Source organism: Bacillus sp. RAR_M1_44 (genome assembly GCF_020165935.1).
GTDB classification, from domain to species: domain Bacteria; phylum Bacillota; class Bacilli; order Bacillales; family Bacillaceae; genus Bacillus; species Bacillus altitudinis.
In genome coordinates, this window is sequence record NZ_JAIUKX010000001.1 from 2,346,048 (window position 1) to 2,368,325 (window position 22,278).

Genomic DNA, 22,278 nt, shown 5'->3' on the forward strand with positions numbered 1-22,278 from the left:
AGGGAAAGGAGGAATGAAATAGATGAGTCAATTTAAAAGGGATCAAGTTCAAGATATGTACTATCTGTCACCGATGCAAGAAGGAATGCTGTTTCATACCCTCCATCATCAAGAAAAAGGCTTTTATGTAGAACAAATGGATATGAACGTGAAGGGCACACTTCGGCATGATTTGCTTGAGAAAAGCATGACTATCATCGTGGAACGGTACGATATTTTTCGTACCGTGTTCCTCCACGAAAAAGTGAAGCGTCCTGTCCAAGTTGTGTTAAAGAATCGACCTTTCCAGCTTGATGTTGTGGACATACAGGACCTTTCTGAAAGTGAACAGTTTGAACGTATTGATCGTTTTAAACAAAAGGATCAGCTGAGAGGATTTGATCTCTCAAAGGATCTGCTCATGCGGGCCTCTGTTTTTCAAACGGGTCCTTCAAGCTATCGCTGGATATGGAGCTATCACCATATCCTTCTAGATGGCTGGTGTTTTGGTCTAGTTGTGCAGGAATTGTTTGCGATTTATCATGCACTTTTGCATGACATCCCTTACAGGCTGGAGCCAGTCAAGCCATATAAAGAATATATTCATTGGCTGGAAAAACAAGATAAACAAGCCTCACTTGAATATTGGACGCAATCTTTGGCTGGCTTTGAGGGGCAATCGACTTTTAAAGAACAGCGAAAGCAAACAAATGAGCATGAATTAGGCGAAATCGAATGGGCCATGAGTAAAGAAGAAACAGCTGCTTTATCAGAGTTAGCCTTGCAGCAGAATGCCACGTTAAGCAGTGCGCTTCAATCGGCTTGGTCCATTTTACTAAGCAGGTATCAGCGGTCAAACGATGTGTTGTTTGGAACGGTTGTGTCAGGACGTCCGGCAGATTTAGCTGGTGTGGACCGGATGGTGGGGTTGTTCATCAATGTCATTCCAAGACGAATCCAGCTGACAGACCAAATGACGTTCCGTTCTCTATTATCAGAGACGCAGCAGCAGTCTTTATCGGCTGAACCGCACCAATATATCCCGATTTATGATATTCAGGCTAAGGCAGGTCAGCAGCAGCTCATTGATCATATTGTGGTGTTTGAGAATGTCCCTGCTGCAAAGAAAGACGAGCAGGAGTCACTGCTTGGCTTTACAGTAGAAGACATGAATGTCTATGAGAAATCGAACTATGATCTCAATTTACTGGCGTCGCCCGGGGAACAATTGCAGCTGAAGCTGGCCTTTAATCAGCGTGCATTTGATCCTGCATTTGTCCGTAAATTAAAGGATCAGCTGACCCTTTTGATCAAAGGGACCATCAAACATCCAGATCAGTCAGTTCATACACTGACACTTGTGACAAAGCAGGAAAAACAGCGAATGTTAGAGGAATGGAATGCACCTGAGCTGGAGCATGATCAGCTTTATTTGACAAAGTGGTTTGAGCATAATGTCCGAAAACAGCCGAATGCAGTGGCATTATCAGCAGGTGATCACACGATGACATATGCGGAGCTGAACGAACAAGCCAATCGACTGGCAAGGCATTTGCAAAAAAATGGGGTGGGTCATCAAACGGTGACCGCCATTTTAGCAGAGCGGACACCTGAACTCATTGTCAGCTTACTCGCTGTCTTAAAAGCAGGTGCCACCTATGTGCCGATTGATCCAGATTATCCAGAAAGCCGTATCCAATATATGCTGAAAGATAGCGGAGCGACGCATCTTCTGACTCATTCATCCTTTATCAGTCAGACGAGGTCACTCGCATTTGATGGCACGTATCTTTTTGCAGATGATCAAGAAATTTTACTGATGAGCTCAGAGAATCTGCCACTTGAAGCTGGTTTAGATGATACGGCATACATCATGTATACATCTGGAACAACCGGACAGCCAAAAGGCATCATGACGACCCATTCCAATATTGCCCGGGTGGTCAAAAATACGAATTACTTAACCATTTTAGAAACAGATACATTGTTGTCGTTATCAAATAGCGTATTTGATGGCTTTACATTTGATGTATATGGTGCGCTTTTAAACGGAGCAAAGCTTGTCCTGCCGCAAAAAGAAACCATTTTAGATATGGGGAAGCTCACTGAGCTGATAAAAGGAGAGCATATTTCTGTCATGTTTGTTCCAACGGCTTTATTCCATCTTCTCGTTGATGAAGGAACAGACTGGATGCGCGGTGTGCGTAAGGTGCTGTTTGGGGGAGAGAGGGCATCAGTTCAGCATGTGAGAAAAGCCTTTGATGTGATGGGAAAAGGCAGATTGTTGAATGTATACGGACCAACCGAATCAACGGTTTTTGCCACGTATTATCCAATAGATGAAGCAATCCCTTTAGAGGCACATTCTATTCCAATTGGGAAGCCGCTCAACCAGACGGGCGCTTATATATTGAGTGAGCACAGGCAGCTTCAGCCGATTGGAATGGTTGGAGAGCTTTGTCTGAGCGGCAAAGGACTGGCAAAAGGGTATTTGAATCGTCCTGATCTGACAAAACAAGTCTTTATCGCCCATCCATTCGCTGCGGGTGAGCGCCTGTATCGCACGGGGGATTTAGCTTACTTTCGAGAAGACGGTCTGATTGAGTATGCAGGCAGAGTTGATGATCAGGTAAAAATTCGAGGACACCGAATTGAACTGACAGAAATTGAAGCCAACCTTCTCATGCACCCAGGTGTAAAACAAGCTGTACTCCTAGCGGATCATGATGAAACCAATCATACAAGGCTGCTTGCCTATATCACGTGTGATGATGCATGGAAAGGCAAACTCGATGACATCAAATCAAGGCTGAAAGAGCGTCTTCCAGCTTATATGCTGCCTCATGAGCTGATTGAACTGGAGAACCTCCCACTTACGCCAAACGGGAAGGTTGATAAACGCCAGCTACCAAAACCAGAGGCACCGCAAGGAAACCGTCGTGTGAAACTGCCCGCAAATGAAGTGGAACAAAAGCTGCTGGTGATGTGGCGGGAAGTACTTGAACGAGAGGATATTAGCACAGATGACCATTTTTTTGAGCTTGGCGGACATTCTTTAAAAGCGATGTCTCTTTTGTCCAAAGTATCAAAAGAGTTTGAGGTTCAGGTGCCGATCCATTTGTTGTTTGAGACCCCGACGATTGAAGCGCTTAGTCATTATATTCAGCATCAGGACGGGGAAACCGCTGGCTATCTTGTATTCAATGAATCTCAAACATCAACAGTCTTTGCTCTTCCGCCATTACCAGGCTACGGCTTTATCTATCAGGAAGCAGCAAAAACGCTTGATGATGTTCGGCTAGTCGCTTTTGATTTTATTGAAACGAATAACCGAATGGCGCAGTACGTTCAGCATATTCAGCACCTTCAGCCAAAAGGGCCGCTGACGTTGATGGGGTACTCAGGCGGATGTTACCTCGCCTTTGAGCTTGTTCAAGCGCTTGAACAAGTAGGACGGACAGTCGAGAAGGTCATCATGATCGATTCCTATAAGAAAATTGGAGAAAGTGATTTAGAAGGACGATCCATTGATGATGATATTGAAGCGATTGTTCATCAAACGAAACAAAGCGAACTTGCTCAAGGGGAGATCGTTCAAGAAGCGCTTGCCCAAAAGACGCGCGCCTACTATGAAACGTTTGTTAAGGGGGTGAATCAAGGCAAAATACAGGCAGATATTACGTTCATCCAATCTGAAGAACAAATAGCGATCCCGGACTGGATGGAAGAGTGGACACAGGCAACGGCCGGATCTTTTACTCAATACCAAGGCTATGGCCGGCATGCTGATATGTTCAAGCATAAAGAATGTGCAGCTCAAAATGCACAGCTGATCAAACATATTGTCAATCAAACAAATAGAGAACGAGTCTTGTAAACTTTAGATTAGGCAGGATGCAGCCTTGCAGTCCTGCCTAACAAAAAAGGAAAGGAACTCATATGAAACCATCAACCATTAACCAAACGAGTATACATGAATCAATGGATGCGATTTTACAAGATGTAAAAACAACCATTTTACAAACCAACGAAATCGAACGCTTCGCTGTTTTTTCACGTGAAAAAACCATTCGACCGCGGCCGTATCACCTCTCTCATTTATTTCTCGACAAGCACATTGAGCAGGAGGCCGCAGCGGAAACGATACAGACGAAAACGGCTGTACCTGCTTTGGCCGACATGCCGCCCGCTCTTTCCTATGGAGGGGATCTCGACGTCACACAAGGCGCACAGACCTTACAGGACGTCTTAACAGAGGCTGCAAAAACGACAAATGGGCTTACGTATATCGTGAATAGCAAGAACGAACTCACACAATCTTATGCGCAGTTACAAGGAGACGCCGAGAGGGTTCTGACTGGGTTAAGGGCACTGGGGCTTAAGGCAGGCGATCCTGTTTTCTTTCAATTCTCATCGAATCATGCCATGGTCACTGCCTTTTGGGCATGTGTATTAGGCGGATTTGTTCCAACGCTTGTGTCGGCTGCTCCAACCTATCGGGAGATGAATGCTGCAGTGAAGAAGCTTCATCATGCTTGGAAGCTGCTCGAGCATCCGCTCATCCTAACAGATGACTCACTGATCGAGGAGGTGCAAGGGTTAGCCTTCCTGTGGCATACAGACCAATTACGTGTCGCAGCAGTTGAGCCGATGCTGACATTAGAAAGAGATACAGCCGCTCACCCTGCCGCGCCGGATGATTCCGTCTTCTTTATCTTAACGTCTGGAAGTACAGGGATGCCAAAGTGTGTAGAGCATTCCCATAGAAGTGTGCTGGCGAACGTCAAAGGAACAGTGGCAGCGAATCAATTTACACAAGAGGATGTCTCGTTAGACTGGATGCCTTTAGATCATATTGGTGGCATCGTGATGTTCCACCTTGTCAATGTGTACACAGGCTGCGAGCAGATTCGGGCAAGAACAGATGACTTTATCGCTCAGCCGCTGCGGTGGCTTGACTGGATGGACCGCTACCGTGCAACGAAGACATGGGCACCTAACTTTGCATTTGCGATGATCAATGATTATGAGAAAGAGATTTCATCAGGGTCTTGGGATCTGTCGGCGATGACCTGCATGATCAATGGGGCAGAGGCGGTCGTTCCAAAAACCATCCACCGATTTCTACACCTGCTTGCTCCGCACGGCTTAAAGGGAGATGTGATCAGACCGGCTTTCGGCATGTCTGAAATCTCATCAGCGGTTGTGTTTTCCTTTGCGATTGAGCGTGGAGATGAAAACAGCGGGGTTCTGACCTTTGAGGAAACGTCGCTGACAGAGCAGCTAAGACCAGCAGAAGCACGTGAGACGGGAACCGTCAGCTTTACTGAGTTGGGCAAACCGATTCCAGGTATCACGATACGCATCGTCAATCATCAGCATGAGCTTCTTCCAGAAGATCATATTGGCCGTGTGCAAATAAAAGGTCCAACCACCATGAAGGGTTATTACCGGAATGACGAAGCGAATCAAGAAGTATTTCAAGCGGATGGCTGGTTTCACACGGGTGATTTAGGTTTCCTGCACGAAGGAAGGCTGACACTAACCGGTAGAGAAAAAGACATGATTATCATCAACGGGAAAAACTATCACAACTATGAAATTGAAGCCATAGCAGAAGAAGTACCGGGAGTAGAAACGAGCTTTGTGGCTGCTTGTTCTGTCCGAATGGAGGCTTCTGCATCCGATGAACTGATTCTCTTTTTTACACCGAAGCTGTATGAGCCAGCTTATATTATGAGGGCAAGTCAACACATTAAATCCCATATTGCAACAAAAATGGGCTTGTCTGCATCTCGCATCATTCCTGTCCAGAAGCATGCATTTCCCAAAACAAGCTCTGGAAAAATAGAAAGGGCACAGCTCAAGACAAGATGGCAAGAAGGCGAATTTGATGAAATGATCATGGAAATGGACATGAGACTTGAAAATGAACATACCTTGCCTGATTGGAGTTATCAAAAGAAGTGGATACCTGCTCCACTTGATGTAGCTGACAAGCAGATCATAGGGGACGTTGTGATCTTTGCAGATCCATTAGGACTGGCAGATCAATTGAAATCTTTTGCAAACAGTGAACAAACATACATTACGGTTGAACCGGGTCAAGCGTTCAAACAACTCACACACACTCACTTCATCATCCACCCGAATCGGCCGTCTGACTACGAACAACTCTTTGAGACGCTCCGTTCGTATGGCGTTTCGGTGAAACACATCATTCACCTTTGGAACTATACAAACCAAGAAGACAAGCTTTATGTGGACAAGGCAAAACAAGCGCAGAAAACGGGCAGCATGAGTGCATTATTTTTAACAAAAGCCATTTCCGTCTATGAGGAGCAGGTGGCCATCACTTTTGTCTCAGCCCATGCGATGAATGTGCCGGAGGATCAAATCCACGATGTAGAAAAAGCAACGACAGTAGGACTGATGACAGCAATTCAGCATGAATGGCCGTTTATCAAGGTGCAATGTCTTGATTTTTCTCTAGCAGAATCGGTATCTAGTCATTCCCATACAATGGCGATGATGGCAGAACTCACACATGACCAAGACCGTCATGTTGCTGCTTATCGTCAAGGTGTTCGTTATATTCCCTTTTTAGCACCTCTTCATTTGGAAAAGGAACAGAAAAGGAAAGAGCCACCATTTGAATCATCTGGGCTTTATGTCATAACAGGCGGGCTAGGCGGAATTGGACGTTTAGTCAGTGAACACCTACTGACATCTTATCAAGCACATCTCGTGTTGCTTGGAAGGAAAGAGAGAGAGGCACTTTCTAGTGACCAGCAAGAGACATTGTCTTTGCTAGAAAAGCAGGCAAAATTGCATGGCGGCAAGGTTCTTTATGAGAAAGCAGACATCACGGCTGAAAAAGAGGTGGAAGCGATCATCTCTAGACATGAGGTCGCTGGAAATCGAAGGCTGGATGGGATCATTCATTTCGCAGGTATCATTCAAGAAGAACTGCTTGCTGATATGACTTCTGTGTCTCTGAATGACATGTACGAAGCGAAGGTATATGGAACGATTGCGCTTCATGAAGCTGCCTCCAAACGCAGGAATGTTTTATTTCTTTCCAGCTCGTCAGCCCGAACGCTAAAGGGCGGTATGACTGTCGGCGCCTATTGCGCTGCCAATGAGTTCGTTGAACAATTTGCTCATTATCAGAAGCTGACATCTACAGTGAAGCCATATTGCTTTAGTTTCAGCATGTGGGACGAGATTGGCATGAGTGAAGGCTCCATGATAAAAGGCATTTTAAAAGAAAGAGGTTATCTCCCAATTTCAAAGCAGGCAGGCTTCCAAACGATGCTCGCATGTCTGATGACAGATGCTCCGCTCATTTATACGGGATTGGATCGATCGAAGAAAGAGATTCACGAGATGGTCCATGCGGATGCGGAGATGCAAACAGAGCAGACCTTTTACGTCTTTTTCAAAACTGATCAAACAAAGGCGGTGGAAGAGCGGCTCTATCAATCGATTCATACATGTTTACAGTCCCGTCTATCTGGTGAATATGCCGTGCATTTGTTTCCTGAGGAATATTGGAAAGAAACAGAAGATGGAACGCCAGACGAGGCATATTTTCATGAATTAATAGAGGAAAGCGGAATGGATTCAGACAACAGAGCACCTCACACAGAAACGGAGAAACTGCTCGCACACATTTGGTCAGAGTTGCTCGATGTCTCGGATGTCAGCTGCGGCGATCATTTCTTTCTACTAGGAGGTCATTCGCTGAAGGCGACGCAAATGCTGTCTGCGGTTAGACAAAAAACAGGGTTTGACGTACCGCTTGCTGTGTTGTTTGAACATACGAGACTCGGAGAATTAGCAGACTGGATCGATTCAAATGCCAAAGCAGATGAAGTGATTCCGATGAGAAAAATGGAGAAGGGGCAGGAAATTCCGATGTCTTATGCCCAGCAAAGACAGTGGTTCCTCTATCAATTAGAGCCGGATCTGCCATTTTACAATAATACGATTTCTTTTCGGATGAACGGGCCTTTAGATATCAAGGTGCTTCAGGAAAGTCTGCATCATATGGTGGAAAGACATGAATCGCTCAGAACGTCCTTTACGATGAGCGGGGATGAACCGATACAGGTCATTCATGAACAGATGGCCCTTCCAGAGCTTGAGGTGATGGACCTTTCAGGCATAGCGTCACAGGAAGAGAAAGAACAAAAAGCGGCTGAATGGGCGAAAGAAGAGGCATCCACACCTTTTCAATTAGAACACGAAGCGCTCTTTCGAGTAAAGCTGATTCGACTTTCACCCGCAGAGCATATCTTGCTTATGTCCATTCACCACATCGTGTCAGATGGCTGGTCGATCGGCATTGTTGCAAGAGAATTATCCGAGTGGTATACAGCGGCGATCGAAGGGCGGGAGCCTCACTTGCCGGCACTGCCAATTCAATATGCGGATTACGCACTGTGGCAGAAGGAGTATTTGACAGGAGAACCACTAGGTAAGCAGCTTGCCTATTGGAAGGAGCAATTTGCGGCACCTGTTGAAGATTTGGTATTGCCGTATGATCATCCGCGGCCGGCCGTTCAATCCTACAAAGGGAAGACGAAAACATATCAGCTGTCGAAGTCACTGTCTAAAAAGATTGAGGCGCTATCCAAGAAAACAGACAGCACACTGTATATGACCTTGCTGTCGGCTTTCTCTACTCTATTACATCGATTGTCTTCACAGGACGAGTTTGTCATTGGCTCGGTCATTGCTGGGAGAAATCGAACGGAAATGGAGCATTTAATCGGATTTTTCGTGAATACATTGGCGCTTCGGATCGACCATAGCGGGAATCCAGCCTTTACGGAATTATTAGAGCGAGTGAAGGAGACAACCGTCGGTGCTTATGCACATCAGGATGTGCCGTTTGAGATGGTGGTCGATGAATTGAATATTGTGCGTGATGCCAGTAAGCAGCCGCTGTTTCAGGTCATGTTTGTTCTGCAAAACCTACCGCTTGAAGCTTCTCCAATGGGAGAGGCGACGTCGGTTTTAGCCATTGAAGATAATGATACAGCGAAATTTGATCTCTCCCTGTTTGTGTTTGAAGGAGCTGAAGGTCTTCAGTTAAAACTTGAGTATCATGCGGATTTGTTTTCTGATGACACGATGGAGCGATTCCTCGCATACTACGAGCACCTGCTTGAAGGAATTTGTGAAAATCCAGCGCAGCCGATCAGACAAGTGAATTTCCTGCCAGAGAAAGAAAAGCATCAATTGCTCTATGAATGGAGCGGAAAGACTGATCAACCAAAAGGTCCGCTACTCATGACGGAACGATTTGAAGCGCAAGTGAAAAAGACACCTCATGCAGTGGCGCTTGAGTTTCAAGGAGATGAGTGGACGTACCAGGAGTTACACGAGAAAGTCAATCGTCTAGCAGGCTATTTGCAGCAGCGAGGCGTGACGCCGCATGAACCAGTTGGACTGCTCATCGACAGATCGCCTGAAATGATTCTTGGGGTGCTGGCCATTGTGGAAGCAGGCGGGGCTTATGTGCCAATTGATCCTGAATATCCAGATGCCCGCATTGATTATATGCTGAGAGATACAGGGATTCAGCTTTTACTGACAAAAAATGAATGGCTGAAAAAAGTATCCATCAATCAAACGGAACTCATTTGTCTTGATCAAGGGTATGAAGAATTTTTACCAGAAGCAGAAGTCATGCCCGCTGTACTAAGACCTGATGGACTTGCTTATATCAATTACACATCGGGGTCAACTGGACAGCCAAAAGGAGTACTGATCCCGCATCAAGCGGTCGTCCGGCTTGTGTGTGAAACAGACTATGTCACCCTTGATGAACAAACGCGCATTTTACAAATCGCCAGCTTCTCTTTTGATGCTTTTACGTATGAAATATGGGGAGCCCTTTTAAACGGGGGAAGGCTCATACTGACGGATCGAAATACCATTTTATCAATGGATACATTAGCGGAAGCACTAAAAACTTATCAGATTACAACAGGGTTCCTGACTGTGCCGCTGTTCAACCGTTTAACAGAAGAACATCCAGAAGCTTTATCTGGACTTCATGCATTATTGGTCGGCGGAGATGCCTTATCAGCTGCTCATATCCGAAAAGCACTACCGTATTTGCCTGAAGGGCTTTTAAATGGTTATGGACCAACAGAGAATACAACATTCTCCTGTGTGCATCACATTCGAGCACTGGAAGAAGATCAGGCGACGGTCCCGATTGGACAGCCTATTGCTTATTCACAAGCTTATGTATTAGATGACCAAATGCAGCCAGTTCCGCAAGGCGTCATCGGCGAAATTTATGTTGGCGGCACAGGGCTAGCACTTGGTTACCTTGGAGATGAAGAAAAAACAGCATCATCATTTATCCCGCATCCTTTCCAAGAAGGAGCGCGTTTATATAAAACAGGCGATATGGGCCGCTGGCTGTCAAATGGCATCATTGACTGTCTTGGAAGAATCGATCATCAAGTGAAAATTCGTGGACACCGCGTGGAATGTGGAGAAATTGAAGCGGCTATGCTGACATTTGATGACATCACAGAATGTGCCGTTATCCCGCATCAGCATGAGAGTGGTCATAAGCGATTGATCGGTTATTTTGTCCAAAAAGGCGGCATGACCACGCAAGACATTCGCCAAAACTTAAAAGACATCCTGCCAGATTATATGGTGCCAAGCCTATTAATAGAGCTGGATGAATTACCGCTCACGCCAAATGGAAAGGTAGACCAAAAGCGTCTTCCCCCGCCAGAGTGGAGACAAGAAGAAGTAGAAACAGCCATTGATAAAGCAGCTACTGAGGAAGAACGTGTGTTAGAAAAAGTGTGGTCTCAGCTGCTTGGCGCTCCTTCTATTGGCGTCCATGATAACTACTTTGAGCTTGGCGGAGATTCCATTATTGTCATACAAATGGTGGCACGCTTAGCACAGGAAGGCTACGTCATCCAGCCGAGAGATGTATTTGAAAAACAGACCATCTCACAACTCGCACAAGCGATGAGAAAGGCAGAGTTCTCTACGGTCTATGATCAATCACCTGTGACAGGAGAGGTTCGTCTTCTCCCGATTCAATCATGGTTCTTTGAGCAATCGATGACCAATCAAGATTATTGGAATCTATCGGCGCATATTGAAATGAAGCGATCTGTTCCACATGAACAGTTAACACAGGTTCTTTCAAAACTGGTCGATCATCACGATATGCTGAGAGCTATATATACAAAAGAGGCAGATGGCACATGGATTCAAACCATTCGTGAGCCTGGTGTCACACCTTGTGTCACATTCTTTGATGTGACAGATGTGTCTCAAGAGGAAGCACGGGAACAAATCCGCTTGGAGACAAGTGCCTGTCAAGGAACATTGTCATTAGAGCGCGGAGAAGTGATCAAAGCGATTCTTTTCCATACAGGTGAAGACACGTCTGAGCTCTTTATTGCTGCACACCATCTCGTCATGGATGGCATATCATGGCGCATGATACAAGAAGATGTACTAAATGGATTGAAACAGCTTGCTACGGGGCAGGACATCATATTTGCGAAAAAAACCGCCTCCTATAAGCAGTGGGCAGATGCCTTATATGAATATGCACAAACAGATCAATTACAAGCGCAGGCCTCTTTTTGGCAAAAAATCAAGGATCAAGAGGAAGAAGGTTCTCCTTTCCAACTGCCTGCGCTTTCTAATATAGAAGAACATGCAGAGATCCTGTCGGTTCAGCTCACAAAGGAACAAACAGATAGGTTACTTAGACAGGCCTCACAAGCATACCGAACAGAGATTAACGATTTACTGTTATCAGGACTCACGCAAGCCATTGGAAAGCCAATGCTCATCACGTTAGAAGGGCATGGACGCGAGGATTTATTTGAACAGATGGATTTGTCACGGACAGTCGGCTGGTTTACAAGCTCTTATCCTATTTTTATTCCTTTTATTCAAACCGATGTTGCAAGACAAATCAAAGACGTCAAAGAAACCTTACGTGCTGTGCCGCAAAAGGGAATCGGCTACGGTTTGCTTCAATATATGACAGAATCTCGTTTACTCAAAACGGTAACGCCGCAGATGAGCTTTAATTACCTTGGTCAGTTAGATCAGGCAGATGGCGAAGCCAAGCTTTATATAGCAGACGAACGAAATGGACATGTTCACGATCCGAAAGCAGAAAGACAGCATTTGATCGATGTGTATGGATATGTGACAGATGGTCAGTTGCAGATGAATTTTATGATCAATCGAGAACTGCTGCAAGATCAAGAGGTGCGGTTGTTACCTGAACGTTTTAAAGAAAAAATGGAGATCATCTTGACGCATTGTGTTGAAACGAGCGGCGGCTTTACACCATCTGATTTTCCGATGGTTCAGCTCACGCAAAAGCAAATAGATGAACTTCCAGACAATGTAGTCGATGTGTATCCGCTGTCTCCAATGCAGCAAGGAATGCTGTTTCATGCACTGCTAGATCAAGACTCACAAGCTTATTTTGGTCAGGTGCATATGACACTCGAAGGCTTAACAAACGGCGATGCCTATGAACAAGCTTGGAATCTTCTTGTAGAACGTCATTCCATTTTGAGAACAAAATTCGCTTGGGAAGGGCTGAAGGAGCCTGTTCAGTTCATTCAATCAGAAGGAAGCATCCATCTCACTCAGCACGATGTGCGCCACCTGAGTGACGAGGAGCAAGAAGAGACAATCGAACACTTTTTAGTATCTGATCGTTCAAAGGATTTCAATTTAGACCATATAGATGACCCGCTGATTCGGATTGCTTTATTCCGTTGTGATGAGGAAAGATGCACGTTTGTCTTTAGTTTTCATCACATTTTAATCGATGGCTGGAGTTTGTTCAGTTTTATTCAGGAATCCTTTGCGCTGTATCGCTCTCTTGTGGACGAACGAGAGATCAGTCTTTCTACAGTCCGTCCATATAAAGATTTTATCGAATGGCTGCAAAAGCAGGATCAAGAGAAGGCGCAAGAGTTCTGGCAGCGTTATATGTCAGGCGTAGAGGAAGCGACACCGCTTCCAGGAGACGGCGAAGAACATGCTTTAGACCAAGAAGCAAGCATGGCGCAGTCCAGCATCAAATTGACGCCAGAGATGCAGCAGAAGCTGGAGAAGATGACAGGCAAGCAGAAGGTCACGTTGAGCACACTGATTCAATCAGCGTGGGGACTGCTCTTGCACCTTCATTCAGGCGCAGAGGATGTCATATTTGGGGTGACCGTATCTGGCCGGCCAGCCGACTTACCAGAAGTGGAAAGCATGACAGGGCTCTTTATTAACACATTGCCGCTTCGTCTTTCGATCCATTCGGACTGGACGATTGCGCGATTGCTCGCCTATGCACAGGAAACCGTTTTTCAGATGAGAGAATACGAGTATACCGTACTGCCTGATATTCAGCAGATGACGGAAATTCCAAATGGAGAGGCATTGTTTCACAGCATTGTCGTGTTTGAAAACTATCCGATTGAATCCATTGAGCCGTATGGCGTACGCATTTTAGACATCGCCAGTCATGAAGAAACAAATTATGACTTAACCCTTGTCGCAGTGCCGGGAGATACGCTGGAGCTTCGGATCACATACAACTTACATCAATATACAGAAAAGCAAATACAAACGCTGATGCAACAGCTGATTCACACACTTGAAGCCATGACAGAACAAGTGGATACGCCGCTATCTTCCTTCACCATTGTGACAAATGAGGAAAAAGAGCGGATGATCAGTGATTGGGCGAAAAACGCACATGTCAGCGTGCTATACCCAGACCAAGAAGAAGTCTATGCAGGCGTACATGATTCTACCTATGAAACGGAAATATATATCCTGAATGAAGAACATCAGCTCATGCCGGTTGGATTTCCTGGAGATATTTTTATCGGCGCAAAAGAGATCAAAGCACTTTTTGGAGAGCTAGCCGATTGGATGGAGGCGCATAAAATTCCGCATCCATTCAAACATCAAACAGGCGAATACCTTTATCCGACAGGGGATGTCGGCGTTTGGACGGAAGAAAGCAAGATTCAGATTTTGGATTGGATGTAGGAGGAGAAAAAGAATGCTAGTTAGTAGACGAAAAGGAAATGCAGCAAATCATATTGTCAGGATCAATGGAAAACGAATCGATCTCAAAGCATTAGAGAAAGTCTTCATGCTTCACTTTCCACTAAAGGAATGTGCGCTCATCCCGAAGAAAAATCAAGAAGGAGGCCTATCGCTTGTGCTTTTTGCACAGGCGAAGGACCCTTCGCTGACAAGAGAGGATTTGATGAAAGGCCCGCTTCATCCTGATGAAGTGCCAGCCACACTCGTCCTAGTCCCTTCCTTGCCGCGAAAAGAAAGTGGAGCGGTCGATACCGAGGCGCTGCTTGCCATTGATGTACTAGATGAAGAGGAACGAAGAAAGATAGAAGAGCGCACGAAAGCCATAGATGGAGTAGAGGAAGCAGCCGTTTTGATAGAGAGTCAGACAGAAAAACAAACACCCTATCATTTAGATGACCTCTTCCCAGATAGACAGCGTACAAATGGAAACGAATCGTTTTCAAAAGATGAAGTCAGCCAAACCATACAATCCTCCGTACAAGAAAAACCACCAGCTCTTGTTTATGGAGGTGATGTGATTAGAAAGCCTGGTACACCAGTCACATTGACAGAGGTACTGATCCGAGCCGCCTTTATGTCACCAAATCGCGGAGTCACGTATCTCAAAGAAGGCGGTCATGAGGTGATCCAGACTTACCCGGAATTGCTCACAGGAGCGGAACGTGTCCTATCTGGATTAAGGGCAGCCGGACTTTCAAACGGCGATCAAGTGCTGCTTCAATTGAAAGATCATCAAGATTTTATCACAGTATTCTGGGGCTGTATTCTCGGTGGAATGATTCCAACCCCAGTCTCTGTACCGCCTGTGTATGATGAAATGAATCAAGGCGTGAACAAGCTCAAGGGCGTGTTTCAGCTGCAAAATGAGCCATTCATTATTACAAACGAAGCGAGTGCTGAGGACATTGCAGGGCTGCGTGAAACATTTGAATCAAAAGCGATTCCGATTTTAACAATCGAAACATTACTTGCCTGTGATCCAGATGAACAGCATTATGAGCCAGAGCCGGATGAGCCTGTGCTTCAGTTGCTGTCCTCAGGAAGTACGGGTGTGCCAAAGTGTATCCGGCACAACCATCAAAGCATTTTATCTAGAATCATTTCCTTTGAGCAGGCAAATGGTTTCACGCATGAGGATGTATCAATGAACTGGATGCCGCTTGATCATGTAGGGGGCATTGTCATGTTTCATGTACATGATGTGTACCTCGGCTGCCAGCAAATTAGTCCATCCATTGATCAATTTATCGAACGGCCGATGGTGTGGCTGGATTGGGTAGAAAGATACGGTGTCACAAGGACGTGGGCGCCAAACTTTGCCTTTGCGATGATGAATGAATATAAAGACGACATTCGCAAAGGGAGCTGGGATCTCTCCACCTTGACCTATATCATGAACGCCGCCGAAGCAGTTGTTCCTAAAGTGACGCAGCGTTTCATGCACATCATGGGTGAGTACGGATTAAGCCGCCATGCGATGGTGCCGGCTTATGGCATGTCAGAAACATCATCAGCCATTGTCCAGTCAAAAGAATTCATGCGTCATGATGATCAGGGTGGACAACTGACCATTGATCAGACCTCATTAACAAGTGAGATTCAATATGTGACGCACGATCATCCGCACAAGATGACCTTTACAGAAGTTGGTGCACCAATCCCTTCTGTATGGATTCGGATTGTAGATGAGCATCACCATGTGCTGCCAGAAGATCAAGTCGGCCGCTTGCAGGTGAAGAGTCCAACGATTATGATGGGCTACTATCAAAATGAGGAAGCCAATGAAGAAGTATTTGCGGAAAACGGCTGGTTTCATACAGGAGATTTAGGATTTATTCATGAAGGGCGCCTAGTCCTCACAGGGCGGGAAAAGGACATCATCGTCATCAACGGCGCGAACTATTTGAATTACGAAATTGAAGCCGTTGTGGAAGAAGTTGAGGGGGTTGAAGTCACCTTTGCCGCAGCGTACGGCATTTACAATCCCGAATCAAGTAATGACACACTCGCCGTCTTTTTTGTCACGGAGAAGGATTCGATAGAGGATCAAATCACAATGATTCAGCAGATTAGAGAGAGCATCATTCGCAAAATGGGAATCGAACCTGATCACATCATTCCGGTGGAAAAAGACCAATTTCCGAAAACAGAAAGCGGAAAAATCCAACGTGCCCAACTAGGTGCGGCACTGAAAGATGGGGTGTTTCATGACATTGAACGTGCACTTGATCTTGCTTCGGAAAATGAACAAACCCTCCCAGATTGGTTCTTTAAACGTATTTGGGTAAAAGAGAATATCGGTCCATCTCAGCCGGTATCTACTGATCATGTACTCGTATTTGAGGATGAAAAAGGGCTTTATCAATCGCTTTATGCTCAATTTGAACAAATGAACCTGCCTTATGTTTCTGTGAAAAAGGGTCATGAATTTTTACGCCTGTCAAAAGGGATGTATCAGATGAACCCTCGAATCAAGGGGGATTACGTCAGGCTTGTGGCGGCGCTTGAAGCCGATGAATTAAAGATTGACCGTATGCTCCACTTGTGGAATGTGTCAGACAAGGAGATGATTGCGAGCCCTGCGCAGTTCAAAGAACTGAATGCAAGCACCAGCCAATCCATTTTGTATTTGTATCAAGCATTGAGACAAGAAAATAAAGAGCCGATGCGTCTCGTTGTTGTCACAAAAGGTGGTCAATTTGTAAAACCGCAAGATGAGCTTCATGTGGAGAAAACGTCTCTTGCCGGATTATTAAAAACCATCCCGCAAGAATGGGAAGGGGCAGAAGTGTCTCACCTTGATATTGAAGCGGAGAATGTGGAACAGGATGCCAAGCATATTGGGGACGAACTAGGTGCGATTCATTTGAAAGCAGAAGTGTCTTACCGGCATGGCCAGCGTCTCGTACCAAAGCTGGAAAAAGTGAATATGATGACGGCACCTCAGACAGAAGGGTTTTTAGAATATGAAGGCTTGTACTTGCTGACTGGCGGGCTTGGCGGTATTGGATTTGAACTGTCTAAGCAAATGCTCCAATTTGGCTTGAAGCTCGTGTTAATTGGACGGACATCCCTTGATGAAGACAGAGAAAAAGAGGCGTCATTCTCACAACTTAAAGATCTAGGAGACATCCTTTATGTACAAGCCGATGTGACGAATTTATGTGACGTCGAGCAGGCGATTTATGAAGCAGAAAAGCATTTCGGACAGTCGATCCGAGGAGCGCTTCATTTAGCCGGTGCTGGCAATGTATCTGAGCACTTTCAGCATGTGGATACCTACACACTGGCTCATACAACAGAAGAAGATTTCGTCAAAGAACTTTCAGGGAAGGCAGACGGTGCTTGGGTGCTGCAGGAAGCTTTCAAGCATGACCCGTCAGTGCCACTCGTCTTTTTTGGATCAGTGAATGGCTTTTTTGGCGGCACCACATTTGGCGCATATTCTGCGGCGAACAGCTTTTTAGATGGACTCGCACATGCCCTCACCTATCATGAGGGAAGAAGAGCGATTTCGTTGAATTTCAGCATGTGGGATAATCTTGGTTTGTCTAAGGGACATACTGGGGCCGCGCTAACCGTTCGCAAGGGCTTTCAATTGATTGGAAAAAAACAAGGACTCCATTCATTATGTCTAGGTGTTCGGCTGAATGAAGCGCATCTATTTATTGGCCTAGATGGGGCGAATCAAGAAATCGCTGAACATCTTCAACCAGCACCAATACCACATTTTGAAAAGAAACTGTACTATACGGTGCAATCAGGCAAAGAAGTGGATGCTGACAAGATCACAGGCATCATAGAGGGGAAATGGGACATCAGGCAAGTGGAAGATATACCGAAAAAACAAGATGGCTCTATTGATCACGAAGCCCTCAAACAGTTCCATCACAAACACGCACAGCCGTTTGAAAAGCAATTGCCAGAAACGAAGACAGAGCAGGTGCTTGCGGCCATATGGGAGGATATTTTAGAAGTCGATCGTGTGTACAAAGAGGATCAATTCTTTGACCTTGGTGGACATTCATTAAAGGCCACTCAAACGATTTCACGTATTAATCATGAGTTTTCACTAAAGGCGCCGCTAAAAATATTGTTTGAAAGCAAGAATCTAGCACACTTGGCACAAATGGTCGATGACATCAATGAAGCACCAGCCATTCAGGAAGCCAGCATTCCAAAGATGGAAAAACGAACAAGCTATGAGCTGTCACACGCTCAAAAGCGGATTTGGTTCTTATCTACATTAGAAAAGAGCCATCATTACAATATATTAGGTGCTTGGAAGCTGATGGGCCAATTACACATCCAAACGTTAACAAAGGCGATCGGTCTCTTAACAAAACGTCATGAAGCACTGCGCGCAACATTTCAAACCATTGGCGGCAAGCCGGTTCAAGTCATTCGTGAAGACCTTCCGCCATCAGTAACCGTTGCGAATTTCTCATTATTTAATGAAAAAACAAGAGCGAGAAGATTGGAACAGCTGATTCAGCAAGAGGCGAACCGCATCTATGACTTAGAACGGGGACCGCTTGCACAGTGGACAATTGTTGATATGGGGAAAGAGGAATATTACTTGCTTTGTGCGCAGCATCATATCATTTCCGATGCATGGTCGCTCAGCCTGCTTATTCAAGAATTAGAAGTCGTGTATGGTGCGCTATTATCAGAGGAAACGCCTGAGCTACCTGCACTTGAGGTTGAATGGACCGATTATGTTCATTGGGAGAATGAGCAATTAAAGAACCACCAGAAGGCTCAGAGCTATTGGCTTGAAACGTTACAAGGAGAGTTGCCGGTATTAGAGCTCCCGTTTGACCGTCCTCGTCCGCCGGTTCAAACATTTAATGGGGCTACAGAGCAATTCGTGATAGATGAACCGCTTGTTCGTCGTTTACATGCCTTGTCGAGGCAGCAGGGGACAACACTATTTATGACGATGTTGTCAGCCTATTATGTCCTGCTTCACAAGTTGTCTGGACAAACAGATGTCATTGTTGGATCGCCAATCGCTGGTCGTGATGTCGAACAATCAGAGAAGCTCGTCGGCATGTTTGTCAATACATTGGCGCTGAGACAGGACGTTTCAAAAGCCAATACCTTTGCCGATTTACTGGCAAAGGTGAAAGAAATGACGTTAAAAGCCTTTGAGCATCAGCATTATCCATTCGACAAGCTTGTGGATGACCTTTCAATGGATAGAGACCTAAGTCGTTCACCGATCTTCCAAGTCGCCATGGGGTATGTCACTGATTCGCTGGATATCAACCTAAAAGGACTGACATCGGAACAAGTGATGGTCCATCATACCGTCTCTAAATTTGATCTCACCTTGCATGTATTTGAGCAGGAGGACAAGCTGTCTATCCATGTGGAATATAATACGGATTTATTTGAGCAAGAAACGATCCACCGTATGATGAATTATTATCTCAATTTGTTAGATGGCATGACGGCTCAGCCTGAACGGACATTCGCTGACTTTTGCGTCATGGACAAAACAGAACAGAATGCCATGATCATAGGAAAAAATCAAACCGACACGCCTTATCCAAAGCGTACGCTGCAAGAACTATTTGAAGAACAAGTGCAGCGTGACCCGCACCGGATTGCTGTATCTTATATGGAAGAGCATATGACGTATCAAGATTTAGACGAGAAGGCGACAAAACTGGCTGCCTATTTACAATCAAAGGGCGTTGGACCAGGTTCACTTGTCCCGATGCTGTTTGATCGTTCGTTTGACATGATGGTCTCAGTTCTAGGGATCGTCAAGTCGGGTGCTGCTTATGTACCGATGTCACCTGAGTATCCAGATGCCCGCATTGGTCTGATCGTTCGCGATACACAAAGCGATATCATCTTAACCCAGTCGCATCTGATCAATCGTTTAGACGATCTGAGCGGCACAAAGATTGAAATGGACAAGCCGTTACCAGAAACAGGCGCAGTGTATCAAAGGGAAAAATCGATTGTAGGAGAAGACCAGATTGCCTATGTGAACTACACTTCAGGCTCAACAGGCACACCAAAAGGCGTGATGCTTCCTCATGCAGGAGTGGTCCGCTTAGTGAAAGAAACAAACTATATTGAGCTTGGTTCAGAAGATAAAATGCTTCAGCTGTCTAACTATGCATTTGATGCCTTTACCTTTGAATTATGGGGGATGCTGCTCAATGGCGGTCAGCTGGTTCTGATCCCGAAATATGCTGCGCTGAATATGGACGAATTAACTCGTTTAATCAAAACGCATCAAGTCACAGCCAACTGTTTGCCAACTGCATTATTCAACCGGCTGATTGAACATGATCCAAAAAGTGTAGCTGGATACCGTACATTACTTGTTGGCGGAGAAGCCATGTCTAGTGAGCATGCACGAAAGGCATTGCCGCATATGAAGGGTGTGCTGATCAATGCTTACGGTCCAACAGAAAACACAACATTAGCGACCACTTATCAAGTCACACATGTACCGGAGGATGCTAGATCAGTGCCAATCGGTGTGCCAGTCGCCAACTCAACGGTTGTCATACTAGATGATCATCTCAATCCAGTACCAACAGGCGTCAAAGGAGAAATCTATATCGGCGGAACAGGGTTGGCAAAAGGATATCTGCATGACCCAGAGCGCACGGAGGAGCGGTTTATTGACAATCCATTCCCGGCATTAAAAGGGGACAAACTGTATCGTTCCGGTGACCTAGGGAAATGGCGGTCTGATGGCAGTATTGAATACCTTGGCCGAAAAGACAACTTGGTCAAAATTAGAGGCTACCGAATTGAATGTGGAGAAATTGAGACAGCCCTGCTCAAACATCCACAAGTAAAAGAATGTACCGTCATTGCTAAAACGTACGGCAGCTCAAAACGGCTGGCAGCCTACCTTGTCACAGATGGGGGAGAGCCTGTTCCTGGATGGAAAGCATTTTTACAGGAAAGCCTGCCAGGCTATATGATTCCAAGTTACTTTATCTTACTTGACGCAATTCCTGTCACAACAAATGGGAAGGTCGATCAAAAAGCATTGCCGGAGCCGACAGACGCAGTCTCTTCCTCACATGAAGACGATCAACCGGCAACAGAAACACAGCAGCTGATTGTGACAGCTTTCAGTGAAGTGCTTGGTGTCAAACGAGTAGGAATTCATGATTCATTCTTTGATTTAGGCGGAGATTCCATTATGAGTATTCAAGCCGTTGCCAAATTAAAAGAAAAAGGTGTCCGTGTTGATCCGAAATGGATTTTCATGCACCCAGAGCCAGCGCAGTTAGCGGCATATTTGGACACAGTGCCAGAAACAGGCGAGCCTGTCGAAAGAGCGCCGAAAGACTATGTGATCGAGTTGAAAAAAGGGGATCCGGCTGAACCGAGAATTTTCTTTGCACCGCCTGCTGGTGGAACGGTGATGGGGTATATCGATGTGGCCAAGCTCATGACACATGAAGGAGCTGTTTACGCCTTGCAGTCTCCAGGCTTATATGAGGATGAAGAACCGCAATTCCTTCATTATACAGAGCTTGTCACCATTTTTATTGAAGCCATTGAGACATTCTATCGACCAGGCATTGATTATTTGGCAGGGCATTCTATGGGCGGACATCTTGCTTACGGAATGAATCAGAGACTCTGTCATGCAGGAAAAGCGCCAAAAGGATTGATCATTTTAGATACGGTTCCGGTATTAAGAGATGAGGCAGATCAAGCGCTTCATGCCGATATGAACGAAGAAGAAGTGAAAATGCTCGCCCTCGTCCTAGGTATGGGGAACCTCGTCGGCATCAAACCAGAAGCATTACAAGGGCTCAGCTTCCAAGAAGTGAAGCAGAAAATCCTCAAAGAAGCAGAAAAGGATGAAGTCGTTCATCAATTTATGAATGATCACTATTTAGATAAATACTTGCAAATGCAGACTCATAATACCATCATGTCACAAGCCATTGAATTAGAAAAAGACCCATTCTCTGTGCCGTTTTATATTATACAAAGCAGTGATCACGCCACAGATTTCCAGAAGAAATTTGCCGATTGGGAAGCTTACACGAGAGAAACGTGCTCGTATTATCAAATAAAGGGCGACCATGTGACCATGATGAAAAGACCGCAGGCAGATCAACTTGCGCAGATTCTTGAAACGATCGTAAAGGGGTAAGGACG

The 22,278-nt window shown here is 45.4% G+C and carries 3 protein-coding genes; all 3 read left to right on the forward strand.

The genetic code is table 11. The features are described from left to right. The first annotated feature begins 22 nt into the window (after positions 1-22). The 3 genes from LCD34_RS12340 (at position 23) to LCD34_RS12350 (ending at position 22,273) form a co-directional block, all read left to right on the forward strand. A complete protein-coding gene (locus LCD34_RS12340) occupies positions 23-3,856 on the forward strand; it encodes a non-ribosomal peptide synthetase (RefSeq protein WP_224559199.1) in 3,834 nt (1,277 codons plus the stop codon). Between the two features lie 62 nt (positions 3,857-3,918). Beyond that, entirely contained in the window at positions 3,919-14,061 is a 10,143-nt protein-coding gene (locus tag LCD34_RS12345; RefSeq protein WP_224559200.1) for a non-ribosomal peptide synthetase, read from the forward strand. Between the two features lie 13 nt (positions 14,062-14,074). Then, on the forward strand, positions 14,075-22,273 hold the full coding sequence (locus LCD34_RS12350) for a non-ribosomal peptide synthetase (RefSeq protein WP_224559201.1): 8,199 nt from the start codon (positions 14,075-14,077) through the stop codon (positions 22,271-22,273). The last annotated feature ends 5 nt before the right edge of the window (positions 22,274-22,278 follow it).